At 73.3% G+C, this 12,068-nt stretch carries 13 protein-coding genes; 10 read left to right on the top strand and 3 right to left on the bottom strand.

All coding sequences use genetic code 11. From position 1 onward, the window contains the following. The coding region (locus ACX6XY_RS19395) for a carboxyl transferase domain-containing protein (protein WP_460332221.1) at window positions 1-165 on the top strand (165 nt) is incomplete at its 5' end. A 62-nt stretch (window positions 166-227) separates the two neighbouring features. Here ACX6XY_RS19395 and ACX6XY_RS19390 read toward each other — a convergent pair. Further along, on the bottom strand, window positions 228-653 hold the full coding sequence (locus ACX6XY_RS19390) for a nuclear transport factor 2 family protein (RefSeq protein ID WP_460332218.1): 426 nt from the start codon (window positions 651-653) through the stop codon (window positions 228-230). Between the two features lie 230 nt (window positions 654-883). On the opposite strand from ACX6XY_RS19390, the gene ACX6XY_RS19385 reads away from it, so the two are divergent. Beyond that, window positions 884-1,897, top strand: a complete 1,014-nt coding sequence (locus ACX6XY_RS19385) for an aromatase/cyclase (protein ID WP_460332216.1) — start codon at window positions 884-886, stop codon at window positions 1,895-1,897. 129 nt (window positions 1,898-2,026) lie between these two features. On the opposite strand, the gene ACX6XY_RS19380 is transcribed toward ACX6XY_RS19385, so the two are convergent. After that, window positions 2,027-3,262: an acyltransferase domain-containing protein gene (locus tag ACX6XY_RS19380; protein ID WP_460332214.1), complete on the bottom strand. Its 1,236-nt coding sequence runs from the start codon at window positions 3,260-3,262 to the stop codon at window positions 2,027-2,029. 116 nt (window positions 3,263-3,378) lie between these two features. Then, window positions 3,379-5,085, bottom strand: coding sequence for a fatty acyl-AMP ligase (locus tag ACX6XY_RS19375; protein ID WP_460332212.1), 1,707 nt, complete (start codon window positions 5,083-5,085; stop codon window positions 3,379-3,381). 657 nt (window positions 5,086-5,742) lie between these two features. Here ACX6XY_RS19375 and ACX6XY_RS19370 point away from each other — a divergent pair. From ACX6XY_RS19370 to ACX6XY_RS19335, 8 genes are all read left to right on the top strand, one after another. After that, the gene (locus ACX6XY_RS19370) at window positions 5,743-7,491 is read left to right on the top strand and encodes an acyl-CoA dehydrogenase family protein (protein ID WP_460332211.1); all 1,749 of its coding nucleotides are present in this window, start codon (window positions 5,743-5,745) and stop codon (window positions 7,489-7,491) included. A 19-nt stretch (window positions 7,492-7,510) separates the two neighbouring features. Beyond that, window positions 7,511-8,383, top strand: coding sequence for a 4'-phosphopantetheinyl transferase family protein (locus ACX6XY_RS19365; protein WP_460332209.1), 873 nt, complete (start codon window positions 7,511-7,513; stop codon window positions 8,381-8,383). A gap of 71 nt (window positions 8,384-8,454) precedes the next feature. Further along, window positions 8,455-9,219 carry a thioesterase II family protein gene (locus ACX6XY_RS19360; RefSeq protein WP_460332207.1) on the top strand — a complete coding sequence of 255 codons (765 nt, stop codon included), beginning with the start codon at window positions 8,455-8,457 and terminating at the stop codon, window positions 9,217-9,219. A 27-nt stretch (window positions 9,220-9,246) separates the two neighbouring features. Next, window positions 9,247-10,059, top strand: coding sequence for an AfsR/SARP family transcriptional regulator (locus ACX6XY_RS19355; protein WP_460332205.1), 813 nt, complete (start codon window positions 9,247-9,249; stop codon window positions 10,057-10,059). 130 nt (window positions 10,060-10,189) lie between these two features. Then, window positions 10,190-10,459 (top strand): acyl carrier protein, encoded by a 270-nt coding sequence (locus ACX6XY_RS19350; protein WP_460332203.1) that lies wholly within the window; start codon window positions 10,190-10,192, stop codon window positions 10,457-10,459. Then, window positions 10,456-11,205, top strand: a complete 750-nt coding sequence (locus ACX6XY_RS19345; protein WP_460332201.1) for an SDR family NAD(P)-dependent oxidoreductase — start codon at window positions 10,456-10,458, stop codon at window positions 11,203-11,205. The genes ACX6XY_RS19350 and ACX6XY_RS19345 overlap by 4 nt, the downstream gene beginning before the upstream one ends. Next, the gene (locus ACX6XY_RS19340) at window positions 11,205-11,594 is read left to right on the top strand and encodes a SchA/CurD-like domain-containing protein (RefSeq protein WP_460332199.1); all 390 of its coding nucleotides are present in this window, start codon (window positions 11,205-11,207) and stop codon (window positions 11,592-11,594) included. The genes ACX6XY_RS19345 and ACX6XY_RS19340 overlap by 1 nt, the downstream gene beginning before the upstream one ends. Next, window positions 11,591-12,043: an anthrone oxygenase family protein gene (locus ACX6XY_RS19335; protein WP_460332198.1), complete on the top strand. Its 453-nt coding sequence runs from the start codon at window positions 11,591-11,593 to the stop codon at window positions 12,041-12,043. Before ACX6XY_RS19340 ends, ACX6XY_RS19335 begins: the two co-directional genes overlap by 4 nt. Window positions 12,044-12,068 lie beyond the last annotated feature (25 nt).

The raw sequence follows: 12,068 nt of genomic DNA, 5'->3' as shown, positions 1-12,068 counted from the left end.
TACAAGGCCGAGCTGATGCACCCCTACTACGCCGCCGAACGCGGCCTGGTCGACGACGTCATCGACCCCGCCGAGACGCGGGAGGTGCTGGTGCGCGCGCTGGCGATGCTGCGCACCAAGCACGCGGATCTGCCCTCGCGCAAGCACGGCAACCCGCCGCAGTGAGCTACCCGGCCGCCGCCCCGCGCGCCCCGCGTGTTCGCGGGGCGTGTGTGGTCGGCGGCCGTTCACCTGGCGTCGAGGCCGGGCGGTCCGTCGTCCACGGTGATGTTCCGGTCCTGGACGAGGAGTTCGCCGTCTTGCCGTACGAGAGTGTCCGCGCAGGCGCAGACCTGGTGCACGCGCGGCGCGCCGCCCGCGGGGGTGGCGTACACGACGGTGTACGCCCGGACGAACAGGGCGCCGCCGGGCCGCTCCTCGATGTCGAACATGCCCGTCATATGGCGGCGTCGCTCCCCGGCGGCGACGATCGCGGCGACCGCCTTACGCGCCCCCGCGGCCAGGCCCGCGCGGCCGCGCATCGGCTCCGGGCGGGTGGAGATGCGGCAGACCGCGTTCTCGGTGAAGGTGGCCGCCCAGCCTTCGGCGTCCCCCTCGTCCAGGCGGCGCATCTGGCGGGCGTAGAACCCCGCGACTTCCTCATAGCGGGTCATGGGCGCTCCCGTTCGTCCGTCTGCCTCGGTGAGCAGGGTGCGGCAGGGCGCCCGCGCGATGATCGAGCCGCCGTCGAGCCGGGGCTCGGCGCGCCCTTCGCCGGGCGCGTCGCGGGGTGCGGTGGGGTGCGGTGGGGTGCGCTCGAGCGGCGATCGAGGGGCGTACTAGCTGGCCGCTACCCGGTCAGGACACAGTCCATGATGAGGCTGGACGAGCAGAGGGGGTAGGGATGCACCTCGCGCCTGTGCACCAGATAGCTCACCGCCTGCGGGTGGACGCCCCCGCGGGCGTGCTCTACGGCCTGATCGCCGACTCCGCGCGCTGGCCGGTCTTCTGGCCGTCCAGCGTCCACGTCGAGCGACTGGAGTTCGACGGGCGGCGGGAGCGGCTGCGGATGTGGGGCGCCGCCGACGGCGAGGTCAGGTCCTGGACGTCGCGGCGCACCCTGGACCCCGTGGCGCGCCGCGTGGACTTCCGCCATGAGCTGACCGGCGCGCCCGTGACCTCCATGGGCGGCAGCTGGACCGTCGAGCAGCTCGGCGCCCAGTGCTGCCTGGTCACCTTGCACCACGACGTCACCGTCGCCGGTGCCGCCCGCGCTGACGCCGACCGGGTGACGTCGGTCATCGACGACAACAGCCGCACCGGGCTCGACAGTTTCAAGCGGCTCGCCGAGGGCTGGAGCCGCCTGGACGAACTCGTCCTGTCCTTCGAGTGCTCGGTGCGCGTCGACGGGCCCGGCGAGCGCGCCTACGACTTCCTGCACCGGTTCGGCGACCGGACCGACGCGGTGCCCGGCGCCACCGGGATCGGCATCGCCGAGCACCGGCCGGGCGTTCAGCTCATGACGGTCGACCTGCGCGACGCCGACGGCGTACCCCGGACGACCGAGTCGGTGCGGCTCGGCTTTCCGCACGCCGGGCGCGTCGTGCACAAGCGGGTCCGGGACACCGAACGGCCCGCGCTGGTCGCCGCGCACACGGGGGAGTGGTCGGTCGAGCCCGACGTGTCGGGCGGCGTCGCCGTCGTCGCGCGGCATGACGCGCTGCTCGACGAGGACGGGGTGCGGCGGCGGTTCGGCGAGGGCGCGGACGCGGCGCGGGCCGCGCGCGAGGAGCTGCGCGAGCGGCTCGCGCGGGAGAGCGCGCGGGTGCTGGGTCTCGCGAAACGGCACGCGGAGGGCGCGCGGAGCGGTGTGCCGGAGGGTGCTGGCGGTTCTGGGGCGCTGTCCGTGCGTAAGTGAGCGACGTCGCCGCTGTCACAGTCGCTGCTGTGAGGCGACGTCGCACGCTGTCATGTGCATGCGCCCATCCGTGCTGCCTCGGGGGCGGATCGCTGTCGCCCGCCGACCCGAGGCGCGCTCCACGCACGGTCAGATCTCGGCCAGTGGGCCGCCGTTGAGGCTGGACAGCACCCCCGCCAGGTCTACCGCGTTGCTGCCCGGACCACGGCAGGCGACCAGGCACTCCGGGCCCTGCGCCCCGGCCATCCGCCGGAGGAAGGGCGTGAGCACGGCCTTGGGGCCGATCTCCACCACATGGCTCGGGGTCTGCTGGGCGTACATCTGGCGGGTGGCGTCGGCGAACCGTACCGGTGCGGTGATCTGGGTCGTCCAGTACGCGGCCGTCAACGGGTCCTCGTACCGTCCCCCGTACACGGTGGAGTAGTACGGCAGTTCGGGCGCGGCCGTCGGCAGCCGCTGGGCGGCGGCCTCGAACCGCGCGGTGACCGGCTCCATCAGCGGCGAGTGGAAGGCGTGCGGCACCGGCAGAAAGGTGCTGGCGATGCCGACCGTGGCCAGCCGGTCCCGGACCCGCTCCAGGCCGTCGACCGCGCCGGACAGTACCGTAGCGCGGGCCGCGTTGAACGCCCCGATGGACACCGCGGGTTCACTCGCCGCCGCGTCGGCCGCCTCGAACGGGCTGGCGCAGGTCGCCATCATCCCGCCGCCGGACGGCAGCCGCTGGATGTGCGCCCCGCGCAGACACACCAACTCGGCGGCGGCCTCCAGGGACAGCGCCCCGGCGAGCACGGCCGCCGCGATCTCGCCGGTGCCGTGGCCCAGTACGGCCACCGGGCACACCTCCTGCTCCTCCCGCAGCGTCATCGCCAGGGCGTACCCGACGGCGAACAGCGCCGGCTGGGCCAGCGCGCTCGTCCGGGTCTCGGGGCCGCCGTCGAGGATCAGGTCGCGGACCGAGCGGCCCAGGTGCGGGGCGAGCGCCTCGTCCGCCCGCGCGAGATGGGACCGGTAGGCGGACAGCGCCTCGTAGAGACCCGCGGTCATCCGGGGATGCTGGCAGCCCTGTCCGGTGAACACGAACACCGCCCGCACCCGGCCGGAGTGCCGCGTCATGCCGCGGCGCAGCGCCAGATAGCGGGCGAGGTCGCGGATGGTCGGATGGGCCCACAGGTCCGCGGGGTCGAGCAGCGAGCCGAACTCCTCCTCGATCTCGCCGAACAGGCCGAGCAGCGCGACCGAGTCCAGCCCCCAGGCGGGCAGTTCCTCACCTTCGCGGACCTCACGCCGCGCGTGTCTGCTGATCCGCTCGGAGAGCCAGGCGGTGAAGACCCCCTCGTCGGGATCGCCCGGTGCCGTTGCGCTCACGTCCCGCCTCCTTTCCTGTTGTGTGTGCGTCCATGTCCGTGCGTCCGTGCGTCCGTGCGTCTGTGGCCGTCGTCCGTGCCCGTGCGTCCCGCGTCTGTGCGCCGCGCGGTCTTGTTTCAGCGTGCCGCGCCCACCGGCGTCAGAAGGTCGTCGTCCAGGTACTGGTACAGCGGCCGCAGTCCGCCGCCGAGGAACAGCTTGCGCATCGCGGCCCGCTCCACCTTGCCGCTGGAGGTGCGCCGTACGGTGCCGGGCCTGACCAGCAGCACGCCCGCGACGGACATGTCGAACTCCTCGGTGAGGCGTTCGCGGACACCCTGGGCGAGCTCCTCCAGATCGTGGTTGTACTGCTGATAGGTGCGCAACTCCTGGACGACCACGACGCGTTCGCGCTCACCGGGCACCGAGAACGCGGTACCGGCGCCGAACAGCATGCTGACGCTCTGCACCGTGCGCTCCAGGTCCTGCGGATACAGGTTGCGCCCGGCCACCACGATCATGTCCTTGAGCCGCCCGGTGACATAGAGCCGCCCGCCGTCCAGCGCCCCTAGGTCGCCGGTGCGCAGCAGGCCGCCCGTGCCGTCGGCGGTCGCGGCCCCGAACTGCTCCGCGCTCGCCGCGCGGTCGCGCCAGTAGCCGGGGGAGACACCCGGCCCGCCCACCCAGATCTCGCCGACCCTGCCGTCCGGCAGCACCTCGCGCGTGTCCGGGTCCACGACCAGCGCCCGGCTCGGCTGGAGGGCCGTGCCGCAGGCGGTCAGGGTGCGCGTCGGCCGTCCGGGGCGCGGCGCGGCCAGCCTGCCCTGCTCCAGGGCGGCGGTGTCGAAGGGCTGTTCGTTCGGTTCCGCCCGGTCTCCGGAGACCAGCAGCGTGGCCTCGGCCAGCCCGTACGCCGCGTGCATCGCCTCCGGGCGCAGACCGGCGGCGGCGAACCGCTCGACGAAGGCCCGCCGGGTCTCGGCCCGTATGGGCTCGCCGCCGGAGACCGCCACCCGCCAGCCGGACAGGTCGAGCCCGGCCAGCTGCTCGTCGGTGACCCGCCGCAGGCACAGGTCGTACGCGAAGTCCGGGGCGCCGCTGACCTCGATCCCGTACCGTCCGATCGCCTCCAGCCAGCGCGCCGGGCGGCGGACGAAGGCGGACGGTGACAGCACCGCCGCAGTGGCGCCGAGCCACAGCGGGTGCAGCAACTGCCCGACGAGACCCATGTCGTGGTGGAACGGCAGCCAGCCGCCGAGCCGGGATCCGGGCCCGGCGCCGAGCAGGGCGGCCAGCGCCTCCTGGTTGGCGAGCAGATTGCCGTGGGTGACGACCACGCCCCTCGGGCTGCCCGTGGAGCCGGAGGTGAACTGGAGGTACGCCACCGTGTCCGGGCCGGGTTCGGGCAGCTCGGCGCCGGGACGTCCGGACACCATGTCGGTGGCCAGGCAGGGCAGCGAGCCGTGGCCGTGCCTGGCCAGCAGCCGGGAGACGTCAGGGGCCAGCACGGCGTCGGTGAGCACGGCGCACGGGGACGCCTGCCGGACGACTCCGGCCACCCGGTCCTCGTGATGGCCGGTGCCGCCGGACGCGGGGACGGGCACGGCGACCGCCCCCGCGTACAGGCAGGCCAGGAAGGACACCGCGAACCGGTAGGGGGAGGCGTGCAGCAACACGACCGGCTGGCCGGTCGCGCCGTCGGCGCACAGCCGCCCGGCCAGTTCGCGGGCGGCCGCGGCGAGCGCGCGATAGGAGACCGTCTCGGGGCGGCCCCGCTCGTCGCTGTCCGGGATCAGGAGCAGCGCCGTACGCTCGGGTGTCTGCTCGGCTCGGTGCGTGAACACGTCGGTAAAGCTGCGGTAGCCGGTCATTCAGGGACCCCCTGCATGTCATACGGGCGCCGGCACCCCCGTTGTTTGGCGCCTTTTTGCCCGGTACAGGAAGGTATGACGTATTTCTCGAATGGCACTCGACCCCGGCTGAGCCGTTGAGCCGTAAAGAACCGCATCGCCGCAGTGCAGAGCCGCCCGCTCGGGAGCGGCTGGCGCGACGCTCGAGGACGGGTGGAGGCGTGTACGTCGAGAGTTCCTCGAGGAACCACCGAGCTCCAGCCGCGACCGTGACCCTGTCTAGCTCAGAAGGGACGGTTACGACATGCCCGCAACACGGAACGCCGACGACACTGTCGCTCGAAGCATGGTCGACCGGCTGCTGCGGTCGGCGTGGAAAGCGTTGGTGACCTACGGACTCCTCTGGGTTCCGGGCGGCCCGGTGTGGCCGCAGTACGCCCAGCACGCCGCGGAGTACTGGCCCGTGGCGCACCCGGCCGCGCCGGAGTTGTGGTCATCGGACCCGGTGCCCGTGGGCGCGGGGCCTGTGGGCACCGGGTCCGTGGACGCGGTGTCTGTGGACGCGGTGTCCGTTTCCAGTCGCGGCGATACGCATTCTGGCCATGCGACCTCGAGCGCGTCTTGAACGCGGTGGGGCAGGAGGACGCGCGCGTGAACACGGTGGACGGAACCTCCGAATCCGCGGTCCAGGAGCGCATCGCCCGACTCGAACAGGAATTCGGTGACTTCGACGATCCGGGCAACCCGCTGGGGGCGCAGCAGTTCCTCGCCGCCGACAGCCGTCAGCGGCCGCTGCCCGCCGCCGAGCGGCTGCTGGACTCCTTCGAGCTGAACGCCGAGTTCGTGCCCGGCGAACTGGGCGGCAGACTCGGCCGCCTGGACGTCCTGGCGCGGGTCCTGCGCGCCGTCTTCCGGCGGGACGCGGCACTCGGCCTGGGCTACGGGCTGACCTCGTACCTCGCCGCCGCCGTGGTCTGGGCCGGAGGCAGTACGGCGCAGCGCAGACAGAGCGCCGACGTGCTGCTCGCCGGGGGCCGGATGGCGGGCGCCTATCCCGAGCCGCCGCAGGGCAACGACTTCCTGCGCAACCGGCTCACCGCGACGCCGGACGGCGACGGATATCTCCTCAGCGGCCGCAAGGACGCCCTCAACAACGCCGGCCGGGCCCAGGCCCTGGTGGTCTTCGCGCACACCCCGGACGGGCTGAGCGCCTTTCTCGCGCCGGGACCGACCCGGCCTGGCGGGGGCGCGGCAGGCGGGGACGGCGGAGACGGCGGCCTGGCCGTGCTGCCGCGCCGCCGGACCCTGGGCGTACGCGGCTGCCTCATCCAGGGAGTCGCCTTCGACGGCCACCGGCTGGAGCCGGGCCGGCTGATCGGGGAGCGGGGCGGCGGCGCCCGGCTGACCGAACTGGTCTTCCCGCTCACCCGCAGCGCCGGTCTGTCGATGGCCCTGGGCTGCGCCGACACCGCGCTGCGCACCACGGCCGCCTTCGCGCGCGCCCACCGGTCCCGCAGCCGGGCGTCGCTGCGCTCCTCGCGCACCCGCGGCGCGCTGGTGAACGCCTTCGCCGACCTGCTGGTGTGCGACTGCCTGGCGCTGGTCGCCACGCGGGCGGTGCATCTGCTGCCCCGCGAGAGCGGGACGCTCAGCGCCGTCGCCAAGTATCTGCTGCCGTCCATCCTCAGCGAGACCATGGACGACCTGTCGGTGGTGCTCGGAGCGGAGGCGTACGCCACGAGCGGCAGCTACGGAATCTTCCAGAAGACCACCCGCGATCTGTCGATGATCGGCCTCGGCAGCGCGGGCGCGTCGGCGAGCAGGGCCGTGCTCATCGCCCAGTTGCTGCGGCTGCCCTCGCTGGCCGCGCCGGGGCACGCCGACGAGGTCGCGGGGCTGTTCCGGCCGTTCGACGCGGACCTTCCGTCGTACGGGCTCCAGGACGACGTACGCGCCGCGGACCGGGACTCGCTGCTCGACTCCCTGGAGGAGTCGGCGCGGCAGGCCGCCAGCGGGGCGGCCGGGGAGTTCGGCCCGCTGCTCGCCCAGTCGGCCGCGCTCCTGGTGGACCAGGCGCGCGCGCTGCGCGAGGCCTGCGCCGAACTCGCCGCGCAGCCCGCCGAAGGGCCGGTGAGCCCGCGCGCCTACGCGCTGGCCGAGCGGTACGCGCTGATCGTCGCCGGGGCCGCCTGCCTCGGCGTCTGGCGGCACCGCCCGGCCGGTGGCTTCCTGGCCGATCCGGTCTGGGCGGCCATGGCGCTGGCCCGGATCGCCTGCCGACTGGACAAGTCGGCGCCCCGTACGCCCCCGTCGGGCGAGGACGCGCTCCTCGCCGAGCTGCTGGACCGGTTCGACGACGCCCGCAGCTACGACCTGTACGCGACCGCCATCGGCGGATAGCAGGAGGGACGACGCCGCCATGAGCCTCACCGAAACCCCCGCCGAAACCCCCGCCGAAGTCCCCGCCGAAGTCCCCGCCGTGCCGCGGCCGTTGCGGCACCGCGGGCCCGGACACTCCTGGCACCAGGTGTGCGAGACGCTCGGCGCGTACGGCGCCTGCGTGGTGTACGCGGCGGTGGACGACTGGCTGCCCGCGGACCTCGACGCCGACTGGCTCGCCGCCGACCTGGGCCCGGACCACGCGCGGATGCGGCAGCTGCCCCCCTCCCGGAACCGGGAGCGGTTCGTCGCCGCCCGACTGCTGCTCAAGTCCGCGGCGAGCGCTTGTCTTGGCATCCTGCCCCGAGATCTGGAGCTGGCCTACAAACCCGGTGGCCGCCCGTACCTGCGCGGCATCGACCAGCTGGACGTCAGCCTCAGCCACACCGAAGGACTGCTGGTCGTGGGCCTGTCCCAGGCCGGACGGATCGGCGTCGACACCGAGCCCGCCAGCCGCCGCATGCTCGATCTCGGCACCGAGCTACGCGTCTGCACCCCCCACGAACTGGAGGCACTCGACCAGGTCCCCGAGGACCGGCGGGACCGCGAACTCGTGCGGCTGTGGACGCTGAAGGAGGCCTACAGCAAGGCGATCGGCCAGGGACTGCGGTTCCACTTCACCGAATTCGGCTTCGGACCAGGTCAGGAACGGCCGCGCCTGCTGCGCCCCGACGGAACGCCCGGAATCGGCCAGGAGTGGTCCTTCCACAACTGGCTGGTGGAGGACGCCCACAGCGTCGGCTACCGCGTCAGCGCGGCCCTGCAGGACCCCGGATTCGGCGGCCGACCGGACTCCGGCGGCACTGTCCCGCTGCTTCCGGAGATACGAGAGCCGCACTCCAGCACCAGTTGAGCCGATGCCGAGGAGGTCACCCGACGCTCAACCGAGCACCTGACCGAGGTGCCGACACGAAGGGGGATCGGGTGCAGCGCTATCTCGCAGTCTGGCCGGAATCCGGCGACAGCCGTGTCCGGTTGTTCTGCTTCCACCACGCCGGCGGAGGCGCCCTGAGCTTCGCCGGGTGGCGCCAGCGCGTCGGCGACGACGTGTCCGTACTGCCGGTGCGGCTGCCCGGCCGGGAGACCCTGCGCGCCCAGGACCGGATCACCGACGGCGAGCGGCTGCTGAACGAGCTCGACCGCGACCTCGGGCCGCTGCTCGACGAGCCGTACGCGTTCTACGGGCACAGCCTGGGGGCGCTGGTCGCCTACCGGCTCGCCCAGCGGCGGGTACGGTCCGGGCACCGCCCGCCCCGACTGCTGGCGGTCGGCGCGTGCCCCGCGCCCCAGCTGGACTCGCCGCTGCTGAACACGGCGCTCAGCCCCGACCTCCCCGACGCGGCGCTGATCCAGGCGCTCGGGGACCAGGAGGCCATCCCCGCGCCCCTGCGCGACCGGCCCGGCTGGCTCCGCGGCACCCTGGCCACCCTGCGGGCCGACCTGCTCCTGGCGCGAAGCCTGCGGCGCGGGCCCGTGACACCGCTGCCGTGCCCGCTCGACGCGTACGCGGGAGAGAACGACCCCCTGCTCGGCGACGGCGACGACGTCGCCGCCTGGGAGCACTGCACCACGGCACGTTTCCGGTTCCAGAAGGTCCTCGGCACGCACTTCTTCGTCCGCGACCGCGACGTACCCCATGCGGTGGGCGAGACGCTGCGGTCCGCGACAGTGCCCCAACCGGCCGGCTGACTCACGTTCTTCGAAGGAGATCCGCGTATGGACATCAGCGTCCTCGGCCCGTTCAGGGCCACCCTGGCCGGAACACCGGTACAGCTCACCGCCGTCAAGCCCCGCAAGGTCTTCGCCCTGCTCGCCCTCCAGGCCGGACAGGTCGTGTCGGTCGCCTCGCTGGTCGAGGAGGTCTGGGGCGAGAGCCCGCCGCGCAGCGTCCAGACCACGCTGCAGACGTACATCCTGCAGATCCGCAACGCCATCGCCGCCGCGCTCGACGCGGACAGCACCGGCGCGGGCGCGCACCTGCCCAGCGGCGCCAAGAGCGTGCTCGTCACCGAGCCCGGCGGCGGCTATCTGCTCGACATCCACGGAGGACTGCTCGACGCCCAGGAGTTCGACGCGCTGTCCCTGGCCGGACACCGGGCGCTGCACCACGGCGACTGGGCCGGGGCGTCCTCCTACTTCGGCCGCGCGCTGGCGCTGTGGCAGGGCAGGGCGCTCGTCGACATCCAGTGCGGAGCGCTGCTCGAGGTGGAGGCCACCCGGCTCGACGAGTCGCGGATGAGCGTGCTTCAGCGCCGGATCGAGGCAGACCTGAGGCTGGGCCGCCACCATGAGCTCATCGGCGAGCTCTCCGGGCTCGCCGCCCGGCATCCGTTGCACGAGGCGATGCACGAGCAGCTGATGCTCGCGCTGTACCGAGTGGGGCGCCGCAGCGACGCGTTGGAGGTCTATCAGCAGCTCCGTCGCAGTCTGAACCAGAGCCTCGGACTCGACCCGTCACCCAGCATCGAGCAGCTGCACCGTGCGGTGCTCGACTCCTCGCCGCAGCTTGAGCTGTCCGCCGCGGCGTGATCCGTCCCTACGCCGTACTGCACACCACGCCGTACTGCACACCACGCCGTACTAGCCGTACTTACTGCACGCCGCGGGTCCGCAACTGGCGAGGGCCCACTGACCTGTCAAGGAAGCGAGAGGAACCATCGTGAGCGACATAACCCTGGCCGAGCTCGGTGAGCTGCTGCTCGAGTGCGTCGGTGCCCCGGAGGAGGGCATGGCGCTGGAGGGCGAGAAGGCCCTGGACACCCCGTTTCTGGAGTTCGGCTACGACTCCCTCGCCCTGCTCCAGGTCACGAGTGTGATCAACCGCAGGTACGGCATCGTGCTGGACGACGACGCGGTCGCGGAGGCCGAGACCCCGCGGCTGCTGCTCCAGATGATCAGCGTCGCGCCGCGCGCCGGGGCGGTCCGGTGACCGCTGCGACACCGGCCCCGCGGGTGGTCGTCACCGGCGGTACCAAGGGAATCGGCCGGGCGACGGCGCTTGCCTTCGCCCGGTCCGGCGCCCGGCTCGTGGTCAGTTACGGCCACGACGACGAGGCGGCGAAGGCCCTGGCCGCCGAACTGGACGCGCTGGGCGCCGACGCCGAGACCGTCCAGGCCGACCTGACGACCCGTGACGGGGCGCGGGAGCTGGCACGGGCGGTCACCGACCGGTTCGGGCCCGGCGGCCTCGACGTACTGGTCAACAACCTCGGCGTCGACGGGCACCGGCCGTTCGAGGCGCTGGACGACGCCGAGTGGAACCGGGTGATCGACCACAACACGACATCCGCCTACCTGGTCACCCAGTCCCTCCTGGAGGCGCTCGGCGACGGCGCGTCGGTCGTCAACATCGGCGCGTCGGTGGCGCTGCGCGGCCGCCCCCAGGGCGTCCACTACAGCACGTCCAAGGCCGCGCTGGTCGGGTTCACCCGCGCGCTGGCCAAGGAGCTCGGGCCGCGTGGCGTCCGGGTCAACCTGGTCGCCCCCGGCGTGACCGAGTCCGACTCCGAGCCGGGCGCCGGGCTGCCCCCGCAGCTCGCGGCCAAGCTCGCCGGGCTGACCGCGCTGGGACGGCTGGGCCGCGCCGAGGACGTGGCGGGCGCGGTGCTGTTCCTGGCCGGGGACTCCGCCGCGTACATCACCGGCACCACCATCGAAGTCGACGGAGGAATCTGATGCCCTACGCAGCCATCACCTACCGGGTCAAGCCCGGCCACGAGGACGAGATCGCCGAGATCTTCGACAAGTTCCAGCGCGTCGACACCCCCGACTTCGCGGCGGCGGACGGCGCCCAGGCCGGGCGGCTGCTCGGCACCGCGGTGTTCGTCAAGGACGACGTCGTGGTCCGGGTCATCCACTACGAGGGCGACTTCGCGGCGATCGGCCGCCACATGGCCGCCCAGGCGGGCGTGCACTCGGCGGAGGCCCAGCTGTCGCACCTGCTCGCCGAGCCGCGGGACACCAGCTCGCCGGAGGCGTTCGCCGCGTACTTCCGGAACGCCACCATGCGCGTGGTCTCCCAGCTGACCGTGGACACCCACCCCGTGGGGGCTGCGGCGTCATGACCGAGGTGCTGGTGGTCGCGGCCCTGCTCGGCAGCGGGGTCACCGCCGGGGTGCTGTTCGCCGTCGCGCTGAGCGTGCTGCCCGCGCTGTTCGCGATGGAGACCGGCACCTATGTGTACGCGCACCGGCTGATCGGCCGGAACTGGGACCCCACGATGCCGGTGATCGTGCTGAGCAGCACGCTGGTCGCCGGGGCGCTGGCGGTGGCGGCCAGCGGCCCCAGCCGTCTGCTCTTCGCGGTCGGCGCGGTGCTGCTGCTCGGCGTGTCCGGGGTGTCCCACCTGTGCAACGTGCCGATCAACCGCCGGGTCAAGTCGATCGCCGACCCGGCGGACATCCCGGCGGACTGGGAGGACCCACGCCCCCTGTGGCGCCGCTACCACTACCTGCGCACCGCCCTGGCCGTGCTGGCGCTGGGCGTCATCGCGGCGGCCGTGACGGTGATGTGAGGGGCAGCACCGTCACGGGGCGCGG

This window comes from Streptomyces sp. O3 (assembly GCF_054788135.1).
Note: the sequence above shows the minus strand (reverse complement) of the source record. Positions and strands in the feature narration are given on the sequence as shown.

What these genes read in the sequence shown, in the direction of transcription:
- ACX6XY_RS19390 (WP_460332218.1), bottom strand. Translation starts at nt 653, where the DNA reads ATGACCCGCTATGAGGAAGTCGCGGGGTTCTACGCCCGCCAGATGCGC.
- ACX6XY_RS19385 (WP_460332216.1), top strand. Translation starts at nt 884, where the DNA reads ATGCACCTCGCGCCTGTGCACCAGATAGCTCACCGCCTGCGGGTGGAC.
- ACX6XY_RS19365 (WP_460332209.1), top strand. Translation starts at nt 7,511, where the DNA reads ATGAGCCTCACCGAAACCCCCGCCGAAACCCCCGCCGAAGTCCCCGCC.
- ACX6XY_RS19355 (WP_460332205.1), top strand. Translation starts at nt 9,247, where the DNA reads ATGGACATCAGCGTCCTCGGCCCGTTCAGGGCCACCCTGGCCGGAACA.
- ACX6XY_RS19340 (WP_460332199.1), top strand. Translation starts at nt 11,205, where the DNA reads ATGCCCTACGCAGCCATCACCTACCGGGTCAAGCCCGGCCACGAGGAC.
- ACX6XY_RS19335 (WP_460332198.1), top strand. Translation starts at nt 11,591, where the DNA reads ATGACCGAGGTGCTGGTGGTCGCGGCCCTGCTCGGCAGCGGGGTCACC.